The organism is Stenotrophomonas sp. PFBMAA-4, assembly GCF_030053215.1.
In the GTDB taxonomy this organism is placed as follows: Bacteria; Pseudomonadota; Gammaproteobacteria; order Xanthomonadales; family Xanthomonadaceae; genus Stenotrophomonas.
The window spans coordinates 15653-42162 of record NZ_JASGBW010000003.1; the positions used below are offsets into that span (position 1 = coordinate 15653).

The 26510-nt window shown below is 66.0% G+C and carries 20 protein-coding genes; 5 read left to right on the top strand and 15 right to left on the bottom strand.

Annotated elements, in window-relative coordinates:
• Window positions 1–46: 46 nt before the first annotated feature.
• The 6 genes from QMZ26_RS02705 to tssI all read right to left on the bottom strand — a co-directional run bounded on the left by QMZ26_RS02705 (window position 47) and on the right by tssI (window position 10127).
• Window positions 47–655 carry an SMI1/KNR4 family protein gene (locus tag QMZ26_RS02705; protein ID WP_283220500.1) on the bottom strand — a complete coding sequence of 203 codons (609 nt, stop codon included), beginning with the start codon at window positions 653–655 and terminating at the stop codon, window positions 47–49.
• 401 nt (window positions 656–1056) lie between these two features.
• Window positions 1057–1506: an SMI1/KNR4 family protein gene (locus QMZ26_RS02710; RefSeq protein WP_283220501.1), complete on the bottom strand. Its 450-nt coding sequence runs from the start codon at window positions 1504–1506 to the stop codon at window positions 1057–1059.
• 10 nt (window positions 1507–1516) lie between these two features.
• A complete protein-coding gene (locus tag QMZ26_RS02715; protein ID WP_283220502.1) occupies window positions 1517–6103 on the bottom strand; it encodes an HNH/ENDO VII family nuclease in 4587 nt (1528 codons plus the stop codon).
• A 19-nt stretch (window positions 6104–6122) separates the two neighbouring features.
• Window positions 6123–6251 carry a hypothetical protein gene (locus QMZ26_RS02720; RefSeq protein WP_006441023.1) on the bottom strand — a complete coding sequence of 43 codons (129 nt, stop codon included), beginning with the start codon at window positions 6249–6251 and terminating at the stop codon, window positions 6123–6125.
• On the bottom strand, window positions 6248–7864 hold the full coding sequence (locus QMZ26_RS02725) for a hypothetical protein (protein WP_283220503.1): 1617 nt from the start codon (window positions 7862–7864) through the stop codon (window positions 6248–6250). Before QMZ26_RS02725 ends, QMZ26_RS02720 begins: the two co-directional genes overlap by 4 nt.
• A gap of 19 nt (window positions 7865–7883) precedes the next feature.
• Complete coding sequence (gene tssI, locus QMZ26_RS02730) at window positions 7884–10127, bottom strand: type VI secretion system tip protein TssI/VgrG (RefSeq protein ID WP_283220504.1); 2244 nt, start codon at window positions 10125–10127, stop codon at window positions 7884–7886.
• Window positions 10128–10347: 220 nt separating this feature from the next.
• Here tssI and QMZ26_RS02735 point away from each other — a divergent pair, with 220 nt between their 5' ends.
• Window positions 10348–11400, top strand: a complete 1053-nt coding sequence (locus QMZ26_RS02735) for a DUF1176 domain-containing protein (protein WP_283220505.1) — start codon at window positions 10348–10350, stop codon at window positions 11398–11400.
• A gap of 53 nt (window positions 11401–11453) precedes the next feature.
• Here QMZ26_RS02735 and recJ read toward each other — a convergent pair whose 3' ends face one another.
• Window positions 11454–13211 carry a single-stranded-DNA-specific exonuclease RecJ gene (gene recJ, locus QMZ26_RS02740; protein WP_283220506.1) on the bottom strand — a complete coding sequence of 586 codons (1758 nt, stop codon included), beginning with the start codon at window positions 13209–13211 and terminating at the stop codon, window positions 11454–11456.
• A 156-nt stretch (window positions 13212–13367) separates the two neighbouring features.
• On the opposite strand from recJ, the gene QMZ26_RS02745 reads away from it, so the two are divergent.
• The gene (locus QMZ26_RS02745) at window positions 13368–14405 is read left to right on the top strand and encodes a DUF1176 domain-containing protein (protein ID WP_283220507.1); all 1038 of its coding nucleotides are present in this window, start codon (window positions 13368–13370) and stop codon (window positions 14403–14405) included.
• A gap of 119 nt (window positions 14406–14524) precedes the next feature.
• Here the strand turns inward: QMZ26_RS02745 and QMZ26_RS02750 are convergent, their stop codons facing one another.
• From QMZ26_RS02750 to dapB, 5 genes are all read right to left on the bottom strand, one after another.
• Entirely contained in the window at window positions 14525–15442 is a 918-nt protein-coding gene (locus QMZ26_RS02750) for a phosphoglycerate mutase (protein WP_283220508.1), read from the bottom strand.
• A gap of 4 nt (window positions 15443–15446) precedes the next feature.
• Complete coding sequence (greA, locus tag QMZ26_RS02755) at window positions 15447–15923, bottom strand: transcription elongation factor GreA (protein ID WP_079221743.1); 477 nt, start codon at window positions 15921–15923, stop codon at window positions 15447–15449.
• On the bottom strand, window positions 15920–19162 hold the full coding sequence (gene carB, locus QMZ26_RS02760; RefSeq protein ID WP_283220509.1) for a carbamoyl-phosphate synthase large subunit: 3243 nt from the start codon (window positions 19160–19162) through the stop codon (window positions 15920–15922). The genes greA and carB overlap by 4 nt, the downstream gene beginning before the upstream one ends.
• A 149-nt stretch (window positions 19163–19311) precedes the next feature.
• Entirely contained in the window at window positions 19312–20439 is a 1128-nt protein-coding gene (carA, locus tag QMZ26_RS02765; RefSeq protein WP_283220510.1) for a glutamine-hydrolyzing carbamoyl-phosphate synthase small subunit, read from the bottom strand.
• 289 nt (window positions 20440–20728) lie between these two features.
• Entirely contained in the window at window positions 20729–21457 is a 729-nt protein-coding gene (dapB, locus tag QMZ26_RS02770) for a 4-hydroxy-tetrahydrodipicolinate reductase (protein ID WP_283220511.1), read from the bottom strand.
• Window positions 21458–21529: 72 nt separating this feature from the next.
• On the opposite strand from dapB, the gene QMZ26_RS02775 reads away from it, so the two are divergent.
• Together QMZ26_RS02775 and QMZ26_RS02780 are read left to right on the top strand one after the other, a co-directional pair.
• On the top strand, window positions 21530–22309 hold the full coding sequence (locus tag QMZ26_RS02775; RefSeq protein ID WP_283220627.1) for a 3-oxoacyl-ACP reductase: 780 nt from the start codon (window positions 21530–21532) through the stop codon (window positions 22307–22309).
• A gap of 130 nt (window positions 22310–22439) precedes the next feature.
• Window positions 22440–22901, top strand: a complete 462-nt coding sequence (locus QMZ26_RS02780) for a DUF4304 domain-containing protein (RefSeq protein ID WP_283220512.1) — start codon at window positions 22440–22442, stop codon at window positions 22899–22901.
• 149 nt (window positions 22902–23050) lie between these two features.
• Here the strand turns inward: QMZ26_RS02780 and QMZ26_RS02785 are convergent, their stop codons facing one another.
• From QMZ26_RS02785 to QMZ26_RS02795, 3 genes are read right to left on the bottom strand one after another with little or no spacing between them, the layout of a single operon-like run.
• A complete protein-coding gene (locus QMZ26_RS02785) occupies window positions 23051–23296 on the bottom strand; it encodes a DUF6587 family protein (protein ID WP_200734181.1) in 246 nt (81 codons plus the stop codon).
• Window positions 23296–25158: a ferrous iron transport protein B gene (gene feoB, locus QMZ26_RS02790; protein WP_108746599.1), complete on the bottom strand. Its 1863-nt coding sequence runs from the start codon at window positions 25156–25158 to the stop codon at window positions 23296–23298. The genes QMZ26_RS02785 and feoB overlap by 1 nt, the downstream gene beginning before the upstream one ends.
• A complete protein-coding gene (locus tag QMZ26_RS02795; protein WP_283220513.1) occupies window positions 25155–25409 on the bottom strand; it encodes a FeoA family protein in 255 nt (84 codons plus the stop codon). Before QMZ26_RS02795 ends, feoB begins: the two co-directional genes overlap by 4 nt.
• Before the next feature lie 119 nt (window positions 25410–25528).
• Between QMZ26_RS02795 and QMZ26_RS02800 the strand changes: the two genes are divergently transcribed.
• The gene (locus tag QMZ26_RS02800) at window positions 25529–26317 is read left to right on the top strand and encodes an enoyl-CoA hydratase/isomerase family protein (protein WP_079221734.1); all 789 of its coding nucleotides are present in this window, start codon (window positions 25529–25531) and stop codon (window positions 26315–26317) included.
• Window positions 26318–26510 lie beyond the last annotated feature (193 nt).

Below are 26510 nucleotides of genomic sequence, written 5' to 3' on the forward strand. Positions count from 1 at the left end.
GCCAAGCCCCCGATAGAAGCGAGTGTTACCGGCGCACACCCAATCGCTAGCGCCCAAATAACAGATCGTCACACTGCCCCTTTATCGCTGCAGAAATAAAATCGTCGAATGTATCGGCGATCTTAGTGACACTTTCAAACTCGGGCTCAATACCGTACACGACCGCACCAGAATTCCGTCCCAAGCCAACGAACTGATAGTCCCCGCCGACAGCCATTAATATCGGCAGGTGCTCATCCCAGAATTTTCGAATATCTTCGACATCAGCATCACTGATTGCGGAGCCTAGACTCATCTTCTCAAACTCATTCCAGGAGAAAGCGCCGACCGAACCGCCTGCGAACTCATCTATTGAAACAAACCACCTTGACTCATCCTCATTCGTGAGCGAAATGAAATTCAACATAAATTCCAAGTATGAACTTGGAATACCGGGATTCACCGAATCATCGAGAACCGGCGATGCCGCATGGCCATCACTTCTCCTGACCAAAATCCAGCCGTTTCCCACCAGATAATTCACGAAGTTCGAATACAGAACTTTCACATCAACACCTGCGGCAAGCCAGTATTTTTTCCAATCTACATCCGGAGAGGATGCGCGGCGACTGCATCTCACGTAAGCCTTTCCCCCGCACCAGCCCAACAGGTACACCTGCGCATCCAAATGGTCAGGCGGCGATCGTCGGCACACCCTTGCGCAGTGCGCGCGTCAGTTTAGTAAACCACTACGTTCGACGTCGCAATGCATTTCAAACGAGTGGGCCGAAAGCTTAGCATGCAGGCGCCTGTCGATCTCGGGGTGAACAGCAAACGGCGATGAACGCGACTGGCAACGTCAAAACTGTCGGACAATTTCCTCCAGACAATATCGAATCCCCAGCAAATGGCTCGCGCCTGCCATCAGACCAATCCCGCCTCACAACTGGATACTCGCGGTCGTTAAACCCGTCGCTCGCATCAAAATAGAAGGCCCATGTCCGATGCAAATCCCACTCATTTCCCTGCGCCAGCGATAGATCGTTCCGATGGCGCGGACAGGGTGCGAAAACCACGCTATCCGGCCTGACGGACAACCTCCATGAGGAACCCGAAAAAGGATTCTGAGAAGGGCTCGAATTCGCCGGTGTTGTAGTCGAACCTTAGAACTGGATACTCCCCATCCTTCAGGCCACCGCGTGTATCGAAGTAGAAGGCCTCATCGGAATCCGGAGCAAAAATGGGAAGAATTCCTGAGGGAGAAAATCCATCCTCCCCGACCAAGCGAGCATTGTAGATCAGATCATCATCTGCCACATCTCGATTTTCCGGCTCTGCAAGGCCGAACACCGGGTCTGGACCGATAAAAAGGTTCCCATACTCAGCAAGCCAGGATCTATAGGAAGCCGGCAGAGGCAGTCCAAGCTCTCTCTCCGCATCCTCAATGAGATCTGGAGATGCAACACGACCGGGAAAAACCCTAACGCGCGATGACCCTGCGATCATCTCATCAAGACGTTCAAACATTTGTTGTTCCTCATTGCCTGCATGCAATTATATCTGCCGCCCTGGCCTTCCAGTATGAAGTCCGGAAGGCATCAAATTGACCAGAGAGAACGGAAGGGGTGCCGTCGGTATTCATTCGGAAACTAGGGTAGCGCGGCAATGTCTGCCTTTTATTATTTGGATTACGCGGAAAGGGAATGTGGAGAATCGACGTGTGCTTCTTATGTGTCGATTCCTTGATCTCGGCGAGAGACCCCCTTCGGCCGTTCATGCCCGGCGCCTCTGTCATGGTCAGGTGATGCAACTGCACGGGCCTCCCATCCTTACCGATAGGCGCAAACCCTTCCGACATTCGCTCCACATTGGTGCCGTACTTGTACTCACCTGTTGACTGATCCGTCCACCTCACTTTTCGATCGGGGTTGAAGAGGTCATCATTCTGATAGACCGTTCGCCCATCACTCGCCGTAGTTTTCCTATAAGCTAGGCCCAGAGGGTCACAGTACGTCTGCGAGTTGAAGGAAAACTCGTAGATGCCGGGACCCGCATCCAATCCCAGAGGATCTTGCGAAATGAAACTGCCAATTTGAGGATCGAAGTACCTGTTCCGATTGTGACAGAACCCCGTCTCTTCATCCCGATACTGACCTTGCAGTCTCAGGTTGAGGTCCAGGCTTCCAACCTCCGTATGCTCCTGCCCCCCCCACCCTCCATAGCATATGCTCCAAAGTACTGTTCCCGTTGCGCTTATGGCACGATTTGGCGCACCACTCAGCTCTGTGCCGTAGAAGTGAACGGTGCTGCGTACAGAAGATAGCGGCCCGCCTTCTGACAATATAGCGGTTACGCTAGGCTCGCATATGGATGGGGTTGAATGGGTTGTGTCGGCGGCAGCTGCAAGTCCGATCCGACCGTCTGAAGTTTGACATGCAGGCAACAAGATAGGCGGAGGGACTGCGGTTTTCCCTCCTAAGGTTGACGCCCCCAAGCGACCCATTCCCCCGTCATTACCGGTGCTGGGAGCACGCGAAGCGGCAGGATCCGAGGCCTTAATCTGTGAACTGGAAGATGTCGCAGACGTGCTCTTCTTCGGGAGGCGACTGATAGCACCGGACCTTTCCAGCGTGGCCGCGCCCTTGCTCGCCTCTTGAGTTGTCGGCAGAAGCCCGGCCAACGGCACAAACGTCCCCGGGTAGTACACATACTCCCGCACCCGCTCATGCAGCTTTTCCAGCCGCCGCTGCCGACGCCTTACCTCCACCAGGCTCGCCACATTACCCACCCAGACCGGCGCCGCCTCTTCGGAATCGTTGGCCTGCTGTACCTCACCCAGCAACGCATCTCCATCCCAGAAGAACCACGTCGTCTGCGTCGGATTGCGCTTGAACACCCGCCGTCCCAGCGGGTCGTAGCCGTAGTACGTTGACTGCCCGTTGCGGCGGCTCTCGGCCAACCGATGGTTGGCATCCCAGATCAGCGTCAGGTCTTCCGGCGCATCTCCATGCGGTACGCCCTTGCGCACCAGGTCGCCTGCCCGGTCAAACACGTAATGCATGCCCTGGTAGGAGCCCTCGCGCGTCCAGGTGGTCAGGTCGTCATCATCGCCGCCCACCACCTTGCGCGCCTGCACCTGCTTCACCTCGGTGCGCAGCCGGTCGCCCGCCGGGTCGTTGAAGTAGCGCTCCACTTTCCCCTTGGGGTCGATGTGCTGCAACAGGCGCCCGATCGCGTCGTAGCGGTACTCGTCCACGCCCTGTGCGCTGTCGCTGCGCCGGGTCAGGTTGCCACTGCGGTCATAGTCATAACGCGTTTCGAACAGCGGCGCGGCATCCTTCAGTACCGACTGCGAGGTCAGCAGGTTGCGGCTGTCATAGGTGAAGTCGCGCTGTAGATGCGGGCTCAGCTGCTCGCGCGTTGTGCGACCTAGCGCGTCGCGCTCAATGGAGATCGGCGACTCGTCATTGATCGCCACCGACACCGTCTGGTCCCGCAGGTCGTAGCCAAACGCCACGCGGTTACCCGCCGAGGTCTCGCGCAGGACCTCATTTCCCACTTCATCGTAGCCATAGCCGACACGGAAGCCATCCTGCAGCTCTTCCAGCAGCTGGCCCAGCGGGTCATAACGGCGCTTGACCGTGCGCGCCGGATTGCGCAGCTCGACAATCTGCCCCTGCACGTCGTAGACAAAGTGCTCCTGCACCTGCTGGCCGGGATGACGTACATCCGGCAGCGTCTTGCGGGTGATGCGCCCAAGCTTGTCGGTGGTAAAGGCGATGCGCTGGCCCAGCGGATCCAGGGTCGCCGTCAGCCGCCCGGCAGCATCGTAGCTGTAACGCCGTGATTGCCCCCAGTAGTCCACTTCCTCGACGATGCGGCCCAGCGCATCGCGTACAAGCTGGTAGGTCTCGCCGCGCTGGTTGACGACCGCGATGAGCTGTTCTTCGGTGTCATAGCGGTACTCAACGCTGTGGCCATCGGCCTGCAGGCGCTTGCCGATCTGTCCGATGCCCACGTACTGCAGCCGCGTCTGCGCGCCCACTTCATCGGTGTAGCGGACCAGCTGATCTTCGGCATCGTACTCGCAGCGCACACCGGCGCCATCGGGGCCAGCGGTGGCCAGCAGGCGTCCCTTGGCGTCGTACTCGTAGCGGCTGGCCTGTCCCAACGGATCCACCTGGCGCAGCAGGTTGCCGAGCGGATCGTGCTCGAAGCGGCTCTCATGGCCGAGCGCATCTATGACGGCAGCCACCAGCCCATGACGGTCATAGCGCAGGCGTGTGACTGCCTGCCGCGCGTTGGTCTGCGACTCCAACTGTCCCCGTGCGTCGTACTCGAAGCGTGTCGTTGCACCCAGTGGATCGGTCTGGCTGACCAGCAGGCCCCGGCCGTCATACGCCTGTTGCCAATCGACACCATCCGGCGTCCGCAGCGACACCATATGGTCGTCCAGGTCGTACTCCATCTGGATCGACGTGCCATCGGCGCGGGTCAGGCACACCAGGTTGCCCTGCGCATCATAGGCAAACGCCGTACGCAGCCCCTCCGGATCGGTCACCGCCACGGTCCGCCCAAAGTCGTCGTACTCGAACAGTGTCACGCCATCCAGCGGATCGATCTCGCACAGAGGCAGCTGGTTCTCGTCGAACTTGACCACGCTCAGATGGCCCAGCGAGTCGGTCACCCGGGTTTCGCGCAGCAGCGCGTCGTACTCGAAGTGGTAGTCGTACAGGCCGCCATCGCCCCACGAGTGCACTACCCTGCCCTGTGGGTCGAACGCGTAGTGGAATGACAGGCCGACGCGGTCGGTGTGCCGCACCAGGCGATGCTGTTCGTACGCGAAGGTGCGCGGCGCACCCAGCGCATCGACAGCCGCCAACAGATCACCCTCGCCACTGTAGCGGTAGCTCACCAGCGGATGCACCAGGCCGGTGGCCGGGTCATGCAGCGCCATCCGATCGATGCGGCCGTGGCGTGCCTCCACCTCGATGAAGCGCCCCTGCAGGTCGCCGACGCCACTTTCAACAATGCGCACCAGATGGCCGTCGCGGCGCTCGAACCGCCAGTGGTTGCCGTGGGCATCCTCGATGCGCTCGATCGGCCACGACTGCGGATTCGGCAGCGCGCTGACGCCTGCCGGCAGTTCGCCGCCAAACATATATTTCAGGCCGCTCTTGAAGCGCACCTGCCATTGCCCGCGCCGCCGCAGCAGGCGCGCGCCGTCGACGAAATCGAGGATCGCCCCGGCCTCGCCGTCGGCCGGTGGCAGCTCGGGGAAGAACGCAGCCTGGTCCGGGCCGGACAGCCACACGCTGCCGTCGTCCAGCAGTTCCAGGCGGATATCGGCCGGCGTCTGCCAGCCGGCACCGCACAGGCCCGGCTCACCCGCCCGGCGCGAGCCGTAGCTGCGCTGCCAGGCGAAGGACAGCCGCCCCGGAATGTCGAAATCCTGGTGGCTGACCACTACACTGCCATCGCGGATATCCACCGGCTCGGCACGCAGCACCTTGCACTTGAGGAAGCTCGAGGGCAGATGGCCCCATTTGCCACGCCGCCAGTTGGCAAAGGCATCCATCTTCTTGCGGAAAAAGGCGCTCTTGCGCAGCTTGCCCAGCCCGGCAAACGCGGCGCGGAACGCCAGCGCAGTCCAGGACACCGTGGGCGGCCCACCGATGGTGACGCTGGTGGGGATGGCCACGTTCAGGCCGGTGGGCAGCGACATCGCGCGCAGCGGCTTCTTCGGCTTCTTCACCCGGAACGGGTTGATCATGCCAGCCAGGTTGCAGTCCAGCACCGGCATGGCCAGCCGCGAGAACGGCTCGCCATCGGCCGACACCGTGCGGCTGCCCATGAAGATCTCTTCACCGTCGAACTGCGGTCCCATCGGCGCAGCCAGCGGCGGGCCCCACACGCCCAGCGGAATGTGGATGTCCAGGCCACCGGTACCGGCAGTGCCGCGGTGCACGCCATTGACCTTGATGGTCGACCCGATGAACGGGATGTAGTCGAACGGATCCAGCACCAGGCCGATGTGCGGCGTCGGCAGCGGGCACGGCGGCACCGCGTACATGTGGATGTCGATGCCCAGCTGCGGATCGAAATGCTTGGCGGCGATGCTCACGGCAACACTCCTTGTTGCTTTACAAGGCGCGGAACAACGCGCGCAGGAACGCCTTTACTTCGTCACGGTACTCGGCGCTGATCCAGGTCACGACGATGATGCCCAGCACGATGGCTACCAGCATCACCACGGTCTTGTTCGACTTCATGCAACAGCAACTCCTGTAACGGTCGTCCCGGCGGGTGCGGCCACGGGCGGCTGCAGCAGGCCCGATGGGTCGGGCAGCGGCTGCATCGCCGGCGGCTCGCTCCACACCGGAATGTCATGGTCGAGCGGGTGCTCGATGGCTGGCAGGCCATTCCAGCCCGGGTCGAGGAAATCGCGACCGACAGCCACGATCTTGCGGAAAAACTCATCGCCACCCTGGATCAGGTGCTCGCGCTCCTGCTGGGCACGGTGGAAACCACGCTCCAGCGTGGCATCCAGCTCGGCGTCGATCGCATCCAGTGCCGGGCGTGGCGGCTGCGGCCCGAGCGCACGCCCCTGCGCGTCGGCCTTCTCCAGCAGGCCGGTACTGGCCTGCAGGTAGTCGGCGGCCACCTGCTGCAGTGATTCGCAGCGGCGCGCATCCTGCAGCTGCAGCAGGTCCCACAGCGCCTGCGGCAGCGTCGTGGCCTTGCGGTCGGCCGGTGCCAGTGGCTTGGCGATGCGGATGGCCTCCAGCAACTGGGTACGCGCGGCCTCGCGCTGGCCGGCCTGCAACTGGCACCACCCGGCCATGCGCTGGCCTTCCAGCGCGAACATCGGGTGCGGAATGCTCGCCGCCGACGTTGATGCCTGCAGGTAGGTCTGTGCGGCGCGCTCGGGCTGCTTGGCGGCCAGCCAGCAGCCGGCCTCGCCGAACCAGCTCTGCATCACCAGCTCCGGTGCAGCCGGGTTGCCGCTCATGCGCGCGCCCTCGGCCGCGCTTCGCGCCTGCCGGTAACTGTTGATCGCCTGCCCGTGGTCGCCATGCTTCAGCCACGCGCCGGCCACCATCATCTGCACCACCGACTGCTGGTCCTGCCAGCCATGCCGCTGCGCCAGCCCCTGCGCGCGCCCGGCGCGGGCAACGACCTGCGAGGGGCTGCCGCGCTCAAGCAGCAGCATCAGGTCGGCAAGCAGCTGCCGGTACAGCACTTCCGGGCCACGGCCGCCGGACTGCGCTGCGGTGTCGCGGGCGATGCCGAACATGTCGACCGGGGCGCTGACCACACGCGCCAGCGCGCCGTGACGGTCCAGCAGCGACTGCCAACGCGGATCTTCTTCGGTATCCACCAGCACCAGGCGCAGGCGTTTGCCGGGGCCGGCGGCCAGCGCCGCGTCCACCCAGCGTTCGAAACCCTCGCCCGGCACGCTACGCTCCGGCTCAAGCACCGCCGCCAGCAGGCGCAGGTGCTCACCGTGGTGGTCGATGAAACTCTCCAGCACCTGCACGACGCCATGCGCGCTGTCCGGGTGGGCCTCATGCGGGCCCCGCCACCCAAGCGGCACCTGCTGCGAACGCAGATCGTCCTGGCTGGCCAGATAGCGGTCCAGCAGATCCTGCTTCACCTGGCGGCTGTAGCGGAAGCCCAGTTCATAGGCGGTATCGATGCGCAGGAAGTAATCCGGCGTATCGCGACCCGCGTCGTTGCGCTGCATTTCGAAGAACGCGGCCAGCAAGCGGCTGGCGGCGGCCGGCAGGCGCCAGACCAGCAGCCGCCGGCTGCTGTCGGCGCTTGCGTCCAGCCAGGCATCGCGCAGTGCGTTCAGGCCACGCAGCATGGGGGTGTCCTGCATCGTGCTTCTCCCTTGCGGCTCAGCAGTTGAGCTTGATCTCGCTGCCGTTGACCGAAACACCACCGGCGTCGATCACCACCTCCGAACCGCCGGCGGTGATCTTGATCGCGCTGTCGGTGATCTCGATGACCGAACCGCCGACCTTGCTGGTGAGCTTGACCGCCGACTCCAGGCTCATCGCCCCGTCCGAGCCCTGGCTGTGGGTGCCGGTGGCATCCTGGCTGAAGTTGCCGGTGACATCGATGACGCGCTCGCCGACGTTGCTGTCGTCGACCTTGCCCTGCACCTTGCGCTTGTCCTGTCCGGTGATCGTCACTTCACGAGCGGCCTGCAGGGTCTCGGTGACCAGCCCACCCACGGTGCGGCTGGAGGTGGAGGTCACGGTTTCGGCCCAGGTGCCGGTGCGCTGGCTGGTGTAGTTGCCGGTCAGCGTGGTCTTGAAATCACCGGTGATGGTTTCGGTGTAGCCGGCAGCGGAGATCGTCTTGGTTTCGCCCGCTTCGTATTTCTCGGTGAGCGCACCAGTGACATTGGTGGTACGGGTGCCGGTAACGCCGAGCGTATCGGTGCCGGTAACGGTGATGCCGCGGTTGCCGCCGACAGTGATGTCCTGGTTGGCGCCAACGCCCATGGTGTGGTTCACCGCCACCGTGGTCGACTTGTTGTTCTTGATGCTGGCGTTCTGGTCGTTGAGCACGGTGGTGACCATGTCACGCTGGGCGCGCATGTTCAGCAGCTCGCCGCCGGCACCATCGTGCATGGTGATTTCGTTCCAGCCTGCACCCTTGACGGTCTTCGACTTCAGGCCGCTGACCTCCATGCCGAACGGCGGCATGTTGTCTTCGTTGTAGACGCGCCCGGTGATGATCGGCCGGTCCGGATCACCGTCGAGGAAATCGACGATCACTTCCTGGCCCACGCGCGGCGGTGAGACGCCACCCATGTCGGCGCCGGCCCAGGGGCTGGCGCTGCGGATCCAGCACGAGGCGTTCTCGCGGCGGTCCAGCTGGCGGTCCCAGTGGAACTGCACCTTTACCCGGCCATAGCGGTCGGCATGCAGTTCCTCGCCCGGCGGGCCGACCACGGTGGCGGTCTGCGGGCCCGGCATGCGCGGCCAGGGGGTGAGCCGCAGCGGGCGGTACGGAATGCGCCGGCGCAGCACTTCGGCCTGCACTTCCACGCTGGGCGCTTCGGCACTGCCGAAATCGGCGGCAAAATTGTTGTGGCCTTCGCGCTGCACGCTGACCACGAAGAAGCTGCGATCGGTGTCGTCGCGGCCGATGAAATCCGGATGGCGTTCCAGGTCGAAGCACCCGCCCGCCTCCATCTCGCCGGCATTGCCCGCGCACTCGAACAGCTTGGTCGGCCAGGTCACTTCTTCGTTGCGCACGGCGGCCAGCGCCGTGCCGATACGGCTGTTCATGAAGCGCGCTGCACCGTCGTAACGGTACTGCTCCAACGGCGGCAGCAGGCCCATCGGCACCTGGTTGCCCTGGTTGCCATCCAGTCGCTCGCCCGGCTGCTTGAAATCGAAGCTGCGCAGCGTCTGCACGCTCGGGCCGACCCGGCGCCGCGCACCCCAGCGATGCAGGCCCGTGCTGGCCAGGGTGCCCTGGTCGGACACGTAGGCAATCGGCTGCGGCTCGCCGTGGGCAGTGCTCAGCGTCGAATCGTCGCTGATCACCATCTCGTGGCCTTCATCGTCGTGGACGAAGCTGTAGTACAGGCCAGCGTCTTCCAGCAGGCGGCTGACGAAGGCGAAGTCCGATTCGTTGTACTGCACGCAGTACGGCAGCGGCGCAAGCTTGCCGGGGTTGAGGTCGTAGCGGTACCGCGCCAGCTGCGCATAGCCCTCGAAGACTTCCTCGATGATCTGCAGTGCAGTGCGATCCTGGAAGATGCGGCAGTTGCAGGTGTAGTCGAGGAAGGCGAACCACGGCGCCAGTTCGGCGCGGTAGGCGCTGAACTGTGCCTGCTGCCCGGTGCTGGCGAACTCGCGCACATACCCATGCACGCTGCGGTCGCCGAATTCATCCCCCAGCTGCAGGCGCAGCGGCTGGCCGACCAGCTGCTTCAGCTCCAGCCGTGGCTGGATGGAAAGCAGGTCGATGCGGTAGGTGAACGGGCTGGAGACCGAGGCGATGCCATCGAAGCGCTTGACCAGGAAGGTATCCGGGTCCAAAGCGGTTTCGACGCGGATCAGGCGTCGGTCCTGGTGCAGGCGCTGCAGTGCGGCGCCGGGGAGCAGTGATTCGGCGTACATCGGGCGTTCCGTCGTCCCATGTTGGTCGTGGCCCGACTGTGCCATCCAGACGTGACGGGCGCCAGCTTTTTGACGGTCACATGGTCATATAACGAGATGAATTCATTAAGGTTTTCCGTCGTAATGTGCTTCGCGTCACATATATTCCGTCACAGAGCGGCTGGTCAGCCCTGCACCTGCGCGGCACCATAGCGTCCGGTTTTCCCCCATAAGGATGTGCATGCGCCCGTTGTTCCTGTCCGTGCTGTTGGCTGTTTCGTTGCCTGCCGCCGCTGCCCCGACCTCGCCTTTCCCGTTCACCCACAACGACTGGACGCTGTCGTGCGACAACACGCGTACCTGCCGCGCAGCGGGCTACCAGTCCGATGAGGGCGACGGCCCGGCGGTGTCGGTGCTGCTGACCCGCGCGGCCGGCCCGCAGCAGCGCGTGCAGGGCCAATTGATGCTGGGCCAGTACGATGAGGACGCGCCGAAGCTGGCGCCAGGCGCGAACGTCCATCTGCAGATCAACGGCACCGACCTGGGCCGCCTGGCACTGAAGGAAGGCACCGGCGCACTGACGCCGGCACAGACCGATGCGCTGCTGGCGGCACTTACCCGCACCAGCCGCATCGAGGTGGTGGGCGGGGCCAACCAGCGCTGGACGCTGTCCGACAGCGGCGCGTCGGCGGTGCTGCTGAAGATGGACGAGTTCCAGGGCCGCCTCGGCACCCCGGGTGCACTGGTGCGCAAGGGCAATGGCAGCGAGGACAAGGTGCTGCCGGCGCTGGCACCGCCGCTGGTGACACTGCCGAAGCTGCCCGCTACGCGCCCTGCCGACACCGCGATGGCACAGACGCAGGCCACGGCGTTGCGCCGTGCTCTGCGCGCGGCGACGCCGGCCGATGACTGCGCGGCCATCAGCCCGGAAGGCCACCCCATGATCGATGAGCCGGAGGAGCTGACGATCACCCGCCTGTCCGGCGACAAGGTGCTGGTGTCCACGCTGTGCTGGCGCGCGGCCTACAACGAGGGCTACGGCTTCTGGGTGGCCAATGACAAGGCGCCGTTCAATCCGGTGCTCGTCACCACGTCAGGCAGCGACAGCGATGGCCGGGTCATCAGTGCCGCCCATAAGGGCCGCGGCCTGGGTGACTGCTGGCACACCACGGACTGGAGCTGGGACGGCAAGCGCTTCGTGAAGACCGGCGAAGCCACCTCGGGCCTGTGCCGCCTGGTGGCAGCCGGCGGCGCCTGGGACATGCCGACCGTGGTCAGCAAGGTCCAGCCCTGAACGAGTGACAGAAGGTGCGCGGCCTGTGCATCGGCATGGGCCGCACTCCAGGTTCAGGCCGGCAGGCAATGCTCGATGATGAGCTGGATCGCCGCACCGCCGCGGTAGTCATCGCAGGCCAGACGGTAGGCCAGGTGCACGTGCCGTCCCGGTGCATTGCCGTGCCAGCCGCCAAAGTGGATGGCGTTGACCGTGCCCGGCAGGCCGGGCAGGCGCAGTTCCAGCTTCAGGTGGCGCTCTTTCAGCACGCGCCAGTTGGCCACTTCGAAGTGGCCATCGAACATCGGCTCGGGGAAGCCCTGCCCCCACGGACCGGCCAGGCGCAGGGCATCGGCATGGCGATGGTCGAGCTCGTGCACGGCCAGTTCGCCATCGCTGAGCACATGCTGCTGCAGCGCGGCCGGGTCCAGCACTTCCTGCACGATGGCGACGAAAGCCGCCTCGAACGCCGGCAGATGCTCCAGCCGCATGCTCAGCCCGGCCGCCATGGCGTGCCCACCGAAGCGTTCGACCAGGCCGGGATGACGCGCGTCGACCAGCGCCAGCGCATCACGGATATGCAGGCCCGGGATGGAACGCGCCGAGCCACGCAGGGTGTCCGCTCCCGGTTCGGCCGGAGCGAAGGCGATCACCGGACGGTGCAGGCGATCCTTCATCTTCGATGCGACCAGGCCGACCACGCCGGGATGCCAGTCGGCATCGAACAGGCAGGCGGCCACCGGACGCTCGCCTTCGGACTGCAGTACCACGCGCGACAACGCCTGTTCGGCATCGTCGGTCATCGACTGCTGCACCGCGCGGCGTTCGGCGTTGATCTGCTCCAGGGTCTGGGCGATGTCGCGTGCTTGGCGCGGGTCTTCGGTCAGCAGCAACGCAATGCCCAGGGCCATGTCCTCCAGGCGACCGGCAGCGTTCAGGCGTGGGCCGAGCGCAAAACCAATGTCGGTGGCGGTCAGTCGCGCGCTGTCGCGGCCACTGGCTTCGATCAGCGCCTTCAGGCCGACGCAGCCGTGCCCGGCGCGCAGGCGACGCAGGCCAGCACTGACCAGGGCGCGGTTGTTGGCATCCAGGACCACCAGGTCGGCCACGGTGCCCACGGCCACCAGATCCAGCAGCGTGGTCAGGTCCGGGCCCTTGCCATCGGCGAACACACCGGCCTCGCGCATCTGCCGGCGCAGGGCCATCAGCACGTAGAAGATGACGCCGACACCGGCCAGCGATTTGCTGGGGAAGTCATCACCTTCCAGGTTCGGGTCGACGATGACATCGGCCGGCGGCAACTGCGGCCCGGGCAGATGGTGGTCGGTCACCAGCACCTGCCAACCCCGCGCCTTGGCCGCGTTGACGCCCGCATGGCAGGCAATGCCATGGTCGACGGTGACCAGCAGGTCCGGCTGCAGGGCAGCCAGTTCCTCGACCAGCGAAGGCGACAGTCCATAGCCGTGCACCATGCGGTTGGGCACGGCATGGAACACGTGCTGCGCGCCGAGCATGCGCAGGCCGCGCACACCGACCGCACACGCGGTGGCGCCATCGCAATCGAAATCGCCCACCACCAGGATGCGCTTGTCGTTGGCGATGGCCTCGACCAGCAGCGCGACCGCCGCGTCGATGCCGGTCAGCAGCTCCGGCGCGTGCAGGTTGCCCAGCCGCGGCAGCGCCAGTTCCGGCGTGGTCGCGCCACGGCTGGCATACAGGCGGGCCAGCAGCGGCAGCGTGTCGTCGGGCCACGCACCGGGCTGCACCGGCTCGCGGCGGCGGATCATCGGCGTATCGGACACGGGAGGCGCACCATCGGCGGCAAGGGACATCGGCATCGCCGGGTTGCGGAAGACGCCGCCATGATAACGCGGGGCTACATACGGGGTCAGAGCCCTCTGCAGGCAGAGGAATCTGACCCCACCCCGACATTTGGATTATTCGGCCACATCTTCCATGCTTGCCGGCCCCGAAACGGACTTCCACACATGCGCCACACCTTGCTTCCCGCCCTGCTGGGCCTCGCCCTCGCCCAGACCGCCCACGCGGCTACGCCCGAGCCGAAGGCCGGTGTGAAGTTCGAGCACAACGACTGGTCGCTGGCCTGCGACAACACCCGCACCTGCCGTGCCGCGGGCTACAGCCCGGAAGAACCCGCCAACGTGCTGAGCCTGATGCTGGAACGCGCGGGCGGCCCGAATGCACCGGTCATCGCGCGCCTGCGCAATGGCGAGGGCGATGACCCGGCGCCGACCGGTGCGCTGCGCCTGCGCCTGAATGGCAAGGACCTGGGCCCGGTGCAGGACACCGGCGAAGCGGAAAAGGTGCTGTTGAAGCAGGCGCAGACCGATGCGCTGGTCGCCGCCCTGCCCCGCCAGGCGCGCATCGAGATCATCGATGGCAAGGGCAAGGCGTGGCCGATCTCCGACAGCGGCGCCACCGCAGTACTGCTGAAGATGGACGAGGCGCAGGGCCGGCTGGGTACGCCCGGCGCGCTGGTGCGTCGCGGCGACAAGGCCGAAGCGAGCGTGCCGGCGGCACTGCCGGTGCCGGTGATCGTGCACGGCAAGCTGGTGGCACCGCGCAGCACGGATGCGGCGCTGGGCAAGGTGCCGGCACTGCGCAAGGCGATGATTGCCAGCCTGCCCACGGCGGACGAGTGCACGCGCCTGAGTGATGGCGAGCAGGATGAGATCGAGATCCAGCGGCTAGATGGCAGCCACGTGCTGGCCAGCACCAGCTGCTTCATGGGTGCCTACAACTTCAGCAGTGGCTACTGGGTGGTGCAGGACAAGGCACCTTACCAGGCGCGCTTCGTGACCTCCGACGCGGAGGACTTCGACCGCGACGACGCCATGCTGCGCGGGCGCTTCCGCGGCCGCGGCATCGGCGACTGTTTCTCGGGCCACGACTGGGCATGGGATGGAGCGCGCTTCGTGAAGAGCAGCGAGTTCACCACCGGACAGTGCCGCGGCGTGGCGGGCGGGCATTGGCAGCTGCCGACCGTGGTCAGCACGGTGAAATGAAAACAGCCGAGCATGGCTCGGCTCTACAGTAGATCCACGCCATGCGTGGATGACCCCAGTAGATCCACGCCATGCGTGGATGACCCCAGTAGATCCACGCCATGCGTGGATGGCCCCGCTCAGTCGTGCAACTGGCGGGGCTTCTTCCAGAACTGCCAGCGCTGGCGCTTGTCCAGCTGGAACTGCAGGCCGTCCTCGAAATCCAGCACCAGGCGCTGCAGCTCACCGCGCTGCAGTGCCACCAGCAGCGGACGGATGGCATCGTTGCCCAGCTGCTGCAGCGAGCGCAGCTGGCGCAGGTCGACCAGGGCATCAACGGACTGGTCGCCATCCACCGATACGCCCGCGGCCAGTGCCAGGCCCTGCAGCAGGGCATCGCGGCTGCGCACCTGCACGTGCGGGGTGGTCACCGACACCGGCATCACGCCGCCGCCCCAGAACCACAGGGAATTGATCGGCTGCTGGCCCTGCGCCGCGCGCTGCTGGTTCCAGGAATGGTGGTGCAGCAGCACCTGCGCTTCGGTCATCAGCGCACGCCAGCGGCGGCCGGCCTCGCCTTCGGGCAGGTGCGAGAACAGGTCATCGCCCAGCACCTCGTCGGGGCTGTCGAAGGACGGCAGTTCGGTATCGATGGGCAGGCGCAGGTACCAGCGCGCCGGGTCCGGCGCATCCAGCACGAAGCCCGCATCGGCAAACAACGGCTGCAGCACCGGCAGCAGGGCCAGGCTGTCGGCCAGGGTCGGCCGTAGCGTTTCGCCATGCCCCATCATCCGCGCACCGTGCATGTCCGGGACCATGCAGGCCGGATCGGCACGCAGCCAGCAGGCACCGGCGGCATCGCCGACATCACGCTGGCGGGTCAATGCAGCGACCGGCCACTGCGGCGCGGCCACGGTGAAATGACGCTGCAGCTGGGGGCGTTCGCCCGCCTCCTGCTGCACGGCGGTGGCGCGGCCCAGGGCGCGCGCCACCTCGTCAGGCAAGGCAGCCGCTGCAAAGCGGCTGCGTGCCGGCAACAACAGGGTCGCCGTTGCCACCCGGTCAGGCCACGTAGCTGACGCTGACGATCTCGTACTCGCGCTGGCCGGCCGGGGCGTCGATCACGATCGAATCCCCTTCCAGCTTGCCGATCATCGCGCGGGCCACCGGCGAGGAAATGGCAATCAGGCCCAGCTTGATGTCCGCTTCCAGGTCACCGACGATCTGGTACTTCTTCTCTTCGTCGGTTTCCACGTCGGCCAGGGTCACGCTCGCACCGAACACTACCTTGGAGCCGGCGTTGAGCTTGCTCACGTCGATGATCTCGGCGTGCGACAGCTCACCTTCCAGCTGCTTGATGCGGCCTTCGATGAAGCCCTGTTCCTCGCGCGCGGCGTGGTACTCGGCGTTCTCCTTCAGGTCGCCGTGTTCACGTGCTTCGGCGATCGCGGCGATCACCTTCGGGCGCTTGACCGACTTCAGGTGATCCAGTTCGTCGCGCAGCTTCTGCGCGCCCTTCATCGTGATGGGGGCTCTCATGCATTCAACTCCTTGTGCAGCTCCTGCAGCGACCAGACGGGGCCGGTGCCGCGGAATTCCAGTGAATCCACCAGCGCCTTGGCGCCGGCAATGGTGGTCGAGTAGGTGACGCGGTGCTGCAGCGCCTCGCGACGGATCGAGAACGAGTCGTTGATCGCGGCACGGCCTTCGGTCGTGTTGACGATGTAGACGATCTCGCCGTTCTTGATCGAATCGACGATGTGCGGACGGCCTTCGACCACCTTGTTGATGATCTCGCAATCCATGCCGTGCTGCTGCAGCCACGCAGCGGTGCCACGGGTGGCGACCAGGCTGTAGCCACGCGCCAGCAGGGCCTTGGCCACCGGCAGCACGCGCTTCTTGTCCGGGTCACGCACCGAGACGAAGGCCTTGCCAACCGGCGGGGCCTTGATGCCGCCCGCTTCCTGCGCACGCGCGAAGGCGGCGTTGAAGGTACGGCCGACGCCCATCACTTCGCCGGTGGAACGCATTTCCGGCCCGAGGATCGGGTCGACGCCCTGGAACTTGGCGAACGGGAAGATCGCCTCCTTCACCGAGTAATAGTCCGGCACGATCTCTTCGGTCGCGCCCTGCTCGGCCAGGGTCTTGCCGGCCATGCAGCGCGCGGCGATCTTGGCCAGCGCCATGCCGGTGGCCTTGGACACGAACGGCACGGTACGCGAGGCGCGCGGGTTCACTTCCAGCAGATAGATGGTGTCATCACCGTCGTCGTTGGTCTGGATCGCGAACTGGGTGTTCATCAGGCCGACCACGTTCAGGGCCTTGGCCAGTTCCACCACCTGGCGGCGCAGCTCGGCCTGGGTCTTGGCCGACAGCGAGTACGGCGGCAGCGAGCAGGACGAGTCACCCGAGTGCACGCCGGCTTCTTCGATGTGCTCCATCACGCCACCGATCAGGACGTTGCCATCCTTGTCGGCGATGATGTCCACGTCCACTTCCACGGCGTTGTCCAGGAAGCGGTCCAGCAGCACCGGCGAATCGTTGGACACCTTCACCGCGTCGCGCACGTAGCGGGCCAGGTCGGATTCGCCGTAGACGATTTCCATCGCGCGGCCGCCCAGCACGTAGCTCGGGCGCACCACCAGCGGGTAGCCGATCTCGCGGGCCAGCAGCAGGGCTTCCTGGTCGTTGCGGGCGATGCGGTTCGGCGGCTGCTTCAGCTTCAGCGAATCAACCAGCTGCTGGAAGCGCTCGCGGTCTTCGGCCAGATCGATGGAATCCGGGCTGGTGCCGATCACCGGCACGCCGTTGGCTTCCAGCGCGCGCGCCAGCTTCAGCGGGGTCTGGCCGCCGTACTGCACGATCACGCCCTTCGGCTGTTCCAGCTCGACGATTTCCAGCACGTCTTCCAGGGTCAGCGGTTCGAAATACAGGCGGTCGGAGGTGTCGTAGTCGGTCGACACGGTTTCCGGGTTGCAGTTGACCATGATGGTTTCATAGCCATCCTCGCGCAGGGCCAGTGCCGCGTGCACGCAGCAGTAGTCGAACTCGATGCCCTGGCCGATGCGGTTCGGGCCACCGCCCAGGATCATGATCTTGTCGCGGTTGGTCGGTGCGGCCTCGCACTCGTCCTCGTAGGTCGAGTACAGGTAGGCGGTACCGGTAGAGAATTCACCGGCGCACGAGTCCACGCGCTTGTAGACCGGGCGCACCTTGTGGGCACGACGCAGCGCGCGGATGGCCGCTTCGTTGGTGCCGGTCAGCTGGGCCAGGCGGGCGTCGGAGAAGCCGGCGCGCTTGAGCTTGCGCAGGCGCGCAGCATCCAGCGCATCGATGCCACCGGCAGCGACTTCAGCTTCGGCCGCGATGATTTCCTCGATCTGGTCCAGGAACCAGTGGTCGATGAAGGACAGCGCGTAGATCTCTTCCACGCTCATGCCGGCGCGGAACGCATCGGCCACGTAGAACAGACGCTCCGGGCCCGGGGCCTTCAGTTCGCGGCGCAGGGTCTGCAGGTCGTCTTCGCTGGACAGGTCCAGGCCGGTCGGGTCGAAGCCGACCTTGCCGGTTTCCAGGCCACGCAGGGCCTTCTGCATCGACTCCTGGAACGTGCGACCCATCGCCATCACCTCGCCCACCGACTTCATCTGGGTGGTCAGGCGGGCATCGGCGGCCGGGAACTTCTCGAAGGCGAAGCGCGGAATCTTGGTGACGACGTAGTCGATGGACGGCTCGAACGAAGCCGGGGTCAGGCCGCCGGTGATTTCGTTCTTCAGTTCGTCCAGGGTGTAACCCACGGCCAGCTTGGCGGCGACCTTGGCGATCGGGAAGCCGGTGGCCTTGGAGGCCAGCGCCGAGGAACGCGACACGCGCGGGTTCATTTCGATGACGACCACGCGGCCGGTGGTCGGGTTGATGCCGAACTGCACGTTCGAGCCACCGGTGTCGACGCCGATCTTGCGCAGCACGGCGATGGAGGCATCGCGCAGGCGCTGGTATTCCTTGTCGGTCAAGGTCTGCGCCGGGGCCACGGTGATCGAGTCACCGGTGTGCACGCCCATCGGGTCCAGGTTCTCGATCGAACAGACGATGATGCAGTTGTCCGCGGTATCGCGGACCACTTCCATCTCGAACTCCTTCCAGCCCAGCACCGACTCTTCGACCAGCACTTCGGTGGTCGGCGACAGTTCCAGGCCGCGGCTGACGATGTCAACCAGTTCTTCGCGGTTGTAGGCGATGCCGCCACCGCTGCCGCCCAGGGTGAAGCTCGGGCGGATGATGGTCGGGTAGCCGACGCGGGTCTGGATTTCCAGCGCTTCGTCCAGGGTGTGGGCGACGGCGGCGGTCGGGCACTCCAGGCCGATCTCACCCATGGCGACGCGGAACAGCTCGCGGTCTTCAGCCATGCGGATCGCTTCGCGCTTGGCGCCGATCAGTTCGACGTTGTACTTCTCCAGCACGCCGTTGTCGGCCAGGTCCAGCGCGCAGTTCAGCGCGGTCTGGCCCCCCATGGTCGGCAGCAGAGCATCGGGCTTTTCCTTGGCGATGATCTTCTCGACCGTCTGCCAGTTGATCGGCTCGATGTAGACGGCGTCGGCCATCTCCGGGTCGGTCATGATGGTGGCCGGGTTGCTGTTGACCAGCACCACGCGGTAACCCTCGTCACGCAGGGCCTTGCAGGCCTGGGCGCCGGAGTAGTCGAACTCGCAGGCCTGGCCGATGACGATCGGGCCAGCACCGATGATGAGGATGGTCTTGAGGTCAGTGCGCTTGGGCATTTTCTTCTCTAAGTCAGTACAGCGTGACAAGGGGGGTGATCGCACGCTGTCGATCAGGAATCTTGATCCGCAGCGCCGCGCCAGGGGCAGCAGCGATGCGGCGGCTTACGGTCCATCGCGACGCCACCGGCGGGCCGGCGGCGTACTGATCACGCCTTGCTCTGTTCCATCAGGGCCACGAAACGGTCGAACAGCGGACCGACGTCGGTCGGGCCGGGCGACGCTTCCGGGTGACCCTGGAACGAGAACGCCGGCACGTCGGTGCGGGCGATGCCCTGGTTGGTGCCGTCGAACAGCGAACGGTGGGTCACGCGCAGGGTCGCCGGCAGGGTCGATTCATCAACCGCGAAGCCGTGGTTCTGCGAGGTGATCATCACCCGGCCGTTGTCCAGGTCCTGCACCGGGTGGTTGGCACCGTGGTGGCCGTGGCCCATCTTCATGGTCTTGGCGCCCGAGGCCAGGCCCAGCAGCTGGTGGCCCAGGCAGATGCCGAGGGTCGGGATCTTCACATCGATGAAGGTCTTGATCGCTTCGATGGCGTAGTCGCACGGTTCCGGGTCACCCGGGCCGTTGGACAGGAACACGCCGTCCGGCTTCAGCGCCAGCACTTCAGCGGCCGGGGTCTGCGCCGGCACCACGGTCACTTCGCAGCCGCGCTCGGCCAGCATGCGCAGGATGTTGGTCTTCACGCCGAAATCGTAGGCCACGACCTTGAACTTGGCCGGCACGCTGACGAACGCGTTGGCGTCCAGGTCCAACTGGCCTTCGGTCCAGGTGTAGGTCTTCTCGGTAGTGACGACCTTGGCCAGATCCATGCCCTTCAGCCCCGGGAACTTGCGGGCGGCTTCCAATGCCTTTTCCACGTCGATGTCGCCCGCCATCAGCGCACCGTTCTGCGCGCCCTTCTCGCGCAGGATGCGGGTCAGCTTGCGGGTGTCGATGCCGGCGATGGCGACCACGCCACGCTGGATCAGCCAGTCCTGCAGCGACACCTGGCTGCGCCAGTTGCTGGGACGGCGCGGCACGTCGCGCACGATCAGGCCGGCCGACCACACCTTGGACGCTTCATTGTCCTGGTCGGTCATGCCGGTGTTGCCGATATGCGGATAGGTCAGCGTGACCATCTGCCGGGCGTAGGACGGGTCGGTCAACACTTCCTGGTAACCGGTCATGGCGGTGTTGAACACCACCTCACCGACGGACAGGCCGGGCGCGCCTACGGATTCGCCCTCGAATACGGTGCCGTCTTCGAGGACGAGGATTGCGGCTTGGGTCACGGAAATCTCACTTTGGCTACCGAGGGGGCTGCCGAAGTCACGCCTGCGCTTCACGGAAATCCGGTTGCAAAAAAGCGCGGACGTACGGTCTGGGACCGGTCCGGCTTTCGTGATTCGGCGAGTGCGAATTGTAGCGCTGCCGGGGCGCTCGCGCCAGCGGTTATATCGCTTCATGAACAGGCGATTGCGTATTCATTTCAATCCGGCGGCGTATGCAGCGCCCGCCGGTAGCGCCGGGCCATGCCCGGCGGAACTGACACCGACGCCGGGCATGGCCCGGCGCTACCGTTTAACGGGGGCCGTCCAGCAGGTCCCGCACCCGGTAGCTGCCCGGCGCGCGGCCGTGCACCTGGCGGGCGGCAAACAGCGCGCCGCGGGCGAAGATGTCGCGGTTGGTGGCCCGGTGCACCAGCTCGATGCGCTCGCCCAGGCCGGTGAACTGCACCAGGTGCTCGCCGACGATGTCGCCCGCACGCAGGCTGGCGTAGTGCGGCTCCGCCCCGCCCCGCTGCGCGGCCGCACCCAAGGTCAATGCCGTGCCTGACGGCGCATCCTTCTTCTGCGTGTGGTGCGACTCGACCACGTCGCAGTCCCAGCCGGCCAGTGCCTGTGCGGCGCGTTCCACCAGTTCGTCCAGCACGGCCACGCCGAGGCTGAAGTTCGACGCCCAGACCAGCGGGATCGCGCCTGCGGCGGCCTCCAGTGCCTGCCGCTGCACCGCGGAAATGCCGGTGGTGCCGGACACCAGGCCCGCACCGCGCTCCACGCACAGCGCCAGCATCGGGTCGAAGCCCTCGGGCAGGCTGAAATCGATGGCCACGTCGAACGCCGGCGCGCCCGGCAGCTCGCTGGCGGCAAAGTACGGCACGCCATCGATCACACGCTGCGCCGGCGCACGGCCGGTCACCGCCGCCACGACCTGCAGGGTTTCGGGATGTTCGGCGGCCAGGCGCAGCAGGGCCTGGCCCATGCGCCCGGAAGCGCCATGGATGAGCAATCGAAGGGGAGTCTGGTTCATGCACGCAGGCTAGCGGCAGCGCGGTCGATCCGGCAAGCACCATCACTGCTACGCTGCATGCCCTTTCAGGCAATGGAACGCATTCCCATCATGCAGATCAGCGAACAACTGGTCCTGGTCACCGGTGCAGGACGCGGCCTGGGCACGCACATCGCCCGCGCATTCGCCGCACAGGGCGCGCGCGTGGTCATCAACTACCAGCACAGCGAGGCCCCGGCGCGCATGCTGGCAAGGGAACTGGGCGGGCAGGCCGTCGCCCTGCAGGCCGACGTCACCGATCGCGACCAGATCGCCGCCCTGCTGCAGCAGGCGCAGGCGCATTTCGGCCAGGGCGTGACCACCGTGGTGAACAACGCACTGGCCGCGTTCTCGTTCAACGGCGATGCGCGCGACAAGGCCGCTGACATCGGCTGGCCGGCATTCCAGGCGCAGTTCGAAGGCAGCGTGCGCGGCGCACTGAACTGTGTGCAGGCCGCGCTGCCGGGCATGCAGGCGCAGCGCTTCGGGCGGATCATCAACATCGGCACCAACCTGTTCCAGAACCCGGTGGTGCCGTACCACGATTACACCGCGGCCAAGGCAGCCCTGCTTTCGCTCACCCGCACCCTGGCCGGCGACCTGGGCCCGCACGGCATCACCGTGAACATGCTGTCCGGCGGCCTGCTGCGCAGCACCGATGCCAGCGCCGCCACGCCCGAAGCGGTGTTCGACTACATCGCCGCCAATACCCCGCTACGCAGCGTCACCACCCCGGCCGAGTTTTCCGATGCGGTGCTGTTCTTCGCCAGCCCGTGGGCACGCGCGGTCACCGGGCAGAACCTGGTGGTCGATGGCGGGCTGGTCAGGGACTGAGCGGCGCTACCGGCAGGCAGTCCGGTAGATCCACGCCCTGCGTGGATGAATCACGTGTCGCATTCGCCAATTGACGGTAGTGCCCTGCCCCTCAACGCTGTCCGGCACCTTCCCGACCAGGACAGCGCCCATGAAATCTTCGACAGTCTTCAGCAAATGTGCGCGGAAGACGGGCTTTGCCGGGACCACCACCACCCGCTACCGGCTGCTGGAAGGCGCCTCGCTGGTCGTGAACCACCAGGCCGCGACACCCAGCAGGGGCTTCTATGTGAATGCCGGACTCTATTTCCCGGAACTGCTCGAGCAGGCCCTCACGCCCACCGATCTCGAAACGGCGTTCAGGTATCGCAGCACCATCCCCACGCCACATGTCGACTGGCGGATCGAAGAGACCCCCGGCCTGCGCCGGGCCTTCATCCAGCAGGATCTTGATGACCTGCTCGCCGCCGGCGATCGCGCCCAGCTGCAGTGCCTGCTGCTGGGCGCCCTCGGCGATGTCGTGGGCTTCGTGGCAGCCCATGGGAACCGGGAATCAGTGAGGCGGCTGTCGCAGCACGGAGGCTTCCGGGCGATCATCCGCAAAGAGGTATAGATCCACGCCATGCGTGGATGACGTTCCCGTAGATCCACGCCACGCGTGGATGACATCCCAGTAGATCCACGCCCTGCGTGGATGACATTCCAGTAGATCCACGCCATGCGTGGATGGGCGCCAACCAACGCAGTCGAGCAAGCTCGACTCTACCGCTTTGTCGGTCCGCAGCTGTCGCAGCCACCACACGCCCCGCCACCGCCGCTGGCCGGCGGAGCCACCTTACGCCCCAGCGCCTGCATCCAGGCGGCGCGGCCGGGCTTGAGCAGGGCCAGCGCCAGCGTGCCACGCAGCTTGCGCGCCGTGCCGGGGAACTGCTTTTTCAGCACCACCCACGCGCTGACCAGCACCGCCACCGCGATGATGAGGTACTGGACCAGCAGGCCGGCGTCCATCAGCCGCCTCCCAGCGCCACGGTCACCTGGTAGGTGATCAGCGCCGCCACGTAGGCTGCCGCGAACAGGTACAGCGCCGAGAAGCCCATCGTCTTCCACGAATTGGTTTCGCGCTTGATGGTGGCCAGGGTGGAAATGCACATCGGTGCGTAGATGAACCACACCATCAGCGCCAGGCCGGTGGCCAGCGACCAGCCATCGGCCACCACTGGCGACAGCGCCGAGATGGCCGCATCATCGTCCGCCGCCGACAGCGCATAGACCGTGGCCAGCGAGGACACCGCCACTTCGCGCGCGGCCAGGCCCGGGATCAGCGCGATGCAGATCTGCCAGTTGAAGCCCAGCGGCGCGAAGATCGCGGTCATCGCATGGCCGATCTGGCCGGCATAGCTGTAGTCGATGGCCGGCATGGTGGCGTCGGCCGGGGCGCCCGGGAAGGTCAGCAGGACCCACAGCAGGATGGTCAGGGCCAGGATGATGCCGCCCACCCGGCGCAGGAAGATCATGCCGCGCTCGTACAGGCCCACGGCCAGGTCGCGCACGTGCGGCAGGCGGTAGGACGGCAGTTCCAGCATCAGCGGGTGCTCGCTCTTGTCGCGGCGCCACTTCTTCATCACCCACGACATCACCAGCGCACTGAGGATGCCGGCCACGTACAGGCCGAACAGCACCAGGCCCTGCTGGTTGAAGATGCCGACCTTGCCGGCCGGGATGAACGCGCCGATCAGCAGCGCATACACGGGCAGGCGTGCCGAGCAGGTCATCAGCGGCGCCACCAGGATGGTCGCCAGGCGATCGCGCGGGTCCTGGATGCTGCGGGTGGCCATGATGCCGGGCACCGCACAGGCGAAGCTGGACAGCAGCGGGATGAACGAACGGCCCGACAGGCCGGCGCCGGCCATCATGCGATCGAGCAGGAAGGCCGCGCGCGGCAGGTAGCCCGACTCCTCCAATGCAAGGATGAAGGCGAACAGGATCAGGATCTGCGGCAGGAACACCACCACGCCACCGAGGCCGGCGATGATGCCGTCGGTCAGCAGGCTGGTCAGCGGGCCTTCCGGCAGCACGCCGCCAACGAACTCGCCCAGCCAGCCGAACCCGGCTTCGATGCCGTCCATCAGCGGCGTCGCCCAGGCGAACACCGCCTGGAAGATCAGGAACATGACCACCACCAGGGTGATCAGGCCGAACACCGGGTGCAGCAGCCAGCGGTCCAGCGTGTCATCGATCTTCGCGGTGCGCGCCGGCATGGTGACGGCGGCCGAAAGAATGCTGCGCACCTTGGCGTGGTAATCGATGCCGCCCTCGACGCCGGCCAGCGGCGCATCCAGGTGCGGCACCATCGCATCGAGGCGATCGACCAGCGCTTTGGCGCCCTGCTTGCGCACGGCTACGGTTTCCACCACCGGCACGCCGATCTCGCGTTCCAGCGCGGCCACGTCGATGCGGATGCCACGGCGCTGGGCCGCATCGACCATGTTCAGCGCGATCACCATCGGCTTGCCCAGCTCACGCAGCTCCAGCGCGAAGCGCAGGTGCAGGCGCAGGTTGGTGGCGTCGATCACGCACAGCAGCACATCCGGTGCAGCCTCGCCCGGGTAGAAGCCCCGGCACAGGTCGCGGGTGATCGCCTCGTCCAGGCTGGCCGGCTGCAGGCTGTAGGCGCCGGGCAGGTCGAGCACGGCGAACTCGCGGCCGGACGGCGCACGCAGGCGGCCTTCCTTGCGCTCGACGGTGACGCCGGTGTAGTTGGCGACCTTCTGCCGGCTGCCGGTCAGCTGGTTGAACAGCGCGGTCTTGCCGCTGTTGGGGTTGCCGACCAGCGCGATGCGCAGCGGGGCGGCGTTGACGGCAGCATTCATGCACGGAACTCCGGACGGGCGGTGTCGATGACGATCCGCTTGGCCTCACTGATACGCAGCGCGAAACGGGTGAACCCGACCTGCACCAGCAGCGGCTCGCCGCCGACCGGCCCCTTGGCCACCAGGCGCACTTCCTCGCCCTTGACGAAGCCCAGCTCGCGCAGTCGCCGGGCGATGGCATCGTTGGCGTGCAGGTCCTGCACGGAATCGACCACGGCCGGGGTATGCAGGGGCAGTTCGGACAGCGTCATCTAGCGCGATCTCAGCTGGATGTAAATGGTTCTCGATTCTAACATTCCCGCGTCGCGTCATGGCCCATGACCAATGGCCCGCTATGATCCATACAGGTATGGAGTAACCCCGGATTCCCATGAACGATGCTTTGCTGATCGAGCGCGATGGCGCCGTCCTGACCCTCTGGCTGAACCGGCCGGAGCTGCACAATGCCTTCGATGCCAGCCTGATCGCCCGGCTGACCGCTGCCCTGGAGGCCGCCGGCCGCGACCCCGCAGTGCGGGTGGTGGTCCTGGCCGGCCACGGCGCGTCCTTCTCGGCGGGTGCCGACCTGCAGTGGATGCGCGGCATGGCCGCGGCCAGCGAGGCCGAGAACCGCGAGGATTCGCTGGCGCTGGCGCGGCTGATGCGCACCCTGGACGAGCTGCCCAAGCCGACCCTGGCCCGGGTCCATGGCGCGGCCTTTGGCGGCGGCGTCGGCCTGGTCGCCTGCTGCGACATCGCCATCGCCACCAGCGCGGCCCGGTTCGGCCTGACCGAGAGCCGCCTGGGCCTGCTGCCGGCGGTGATCTCGCCCTATGTGATCGAGGCCATCGGCCCGCGCCAGGCCCGCCGCTGGTTTGCCACCGGCGAGCACTTCGACGCGGAAACCGCCCTGCGCATCGGCCTGGTCCACCAGCTGGTCGAGCCCGAGCGCCTGGACGACGCCGTGCAGCGCCAGCTGGCCCTGCTGGACAAGGCCGGCCCGATCGCCTCGGCTTCGGCCAAGGAGCTGGTGCGCCAGGTCCGCGACAGCCACGACCGTGACACCCTCGACCGCGACAATGCCGCCCTGATCGCACGCCTGCGCGTGTCGGCCGAGGGCCAGGAGGGCCTCGGCGCCTTCCTCGACAAGCGTGCCCCGCACTGGGTGACGGAGGCCTGATCTGCCCCGACGGCAACTACGTCGTGGCCGTCTGCCACCCCTTCGACTGATTCCCGCGCAGGAACGTGGCCGCTTTCGCGGCCGACCTGCGTATCCCTGTTGGCAGCCCGGTGGAGACCGCGCTGCCCCCGTTCTCCAGGAACCCTCGTGATCGCACCCGCTTCCGCCCCTGCCGCCCGCCCCACCCTGCCCG

Excerpts from the sequence above, each read along its gene's own strand:
- QMZ26_RS02710 (WP_283220501.1), bottom strand. The coding sequence starts at position 1,506 with ATGTTTGAACGTCTTGATGAGATGATCGCAGGGTCATCGCGCGTTAGG.
- QMZ26_RS02720 (WP_006441023.1), bottom strand. The coding sequence starts at position 6,251 with ATGAAGTCGAACAAGACCGTGGTGATGCTGGTAGCCATCGTGCTGGGC.
- QMZ26_RS02725 (WP_283220503.1), bottom strand. The coding sequence starts at position 7,864 with ATGCAGGACACCCCCATGCTGCGTGGCCTGAACGCACTGCGCGATGCC.
- tssI (WP_283220504.1), bottom strand. The coding sequence starts at position 10,127 with ATGTACGCCGAATCACTGCTCCCCGGCGCCGCACTGCAGCGCCTGCAC.
- QMZ26_RS02735 (WP_283220505.1), top strand. The coding sequence starts at position 10,348 with ATGCGCCCGTTGTTCCTGTCCGTGCTGTTGGCTGTTTCGTTGCCTGCC.
- recJ (WP_283220506.1), bottom strand. The coding sequence starts at position 13,211 with ATGTCCCTTGCCGCCGATGGTGCGCCTCCCGTGTCCGATACGCCGATG.
- QMZ26_RS02745 (WP_283220507.1), top strand. The coding sequence starts at position 13,368 with ATGCGCCACACCTTGCTTCCCGCCCTGCTGGGCCTCGCCCTCGCCCAG.
- greA (WP_079221743.1), bottom strand. The coding sequence starts at position 15,923 with ATGAGAGCCCCCATCACGATGAAGGGCGCGCAGAAGCTGCGCGACGAA.
- carB (WP_283220509.1), bottom strand. The coding sequence starts at position 19,162 with ATGCCCAAGCGCACTGACCTCAAGACCATCCTCATCATCGGTGCTGGC.
- dapB (WP_283220511.1), bottom strand. The coding sequence starts at position 21,457 with ATGAACCAGACTCCCCTTCGATTGCTCATCCATGGCGCTTCCGGGCGC.
- QMZ26_RS02775 (WP_283220627.1), top strand. The coding sequence starts at position 21,530 with ATGGAACGCATTCCCATCATGCAGATCAGCGAACAACTGGTCCTGGTC.
- QMZ26_RS02780 (WP_283220512.1), top strand. The coding sequence starts at position 22,440 with ATGAAATCTTCGACAGTCTTCAGCAAATGTGCGCGGAAGACGGGCTTT.
- QMZ26_RS02785 (WP_200734181.1), bottom strand. The coding sequence starts at position 23,296 with ATGGACGCCGGCCTGCTGGTCCAGTACCTCATCATCGCGGTGGCGGTG.
- feoB (WP_108746599.1), bottom strand. The coding sequence starts at position 25,158 with ATGAATGCTGCCGTCAACGCCGCCCCGCTGCGCATCGCGCTGGTCGGC.
- QMZ26_RS02795 (WP_283220513.1), bottom strand. The coding sequence starts at position 25,409 with ATGACGCTGTCCGAACTGCCCCTGCATACCCCGGCCGTGGTCGATTCC.
- QMZ26_RS02800 (WP_079221734.1), top strand. The coding sequence starts at position 25,529 with ATGAACGATGCTTTGCTGATCGAGCGCGATGGCGCCGTCCTGACCCTC.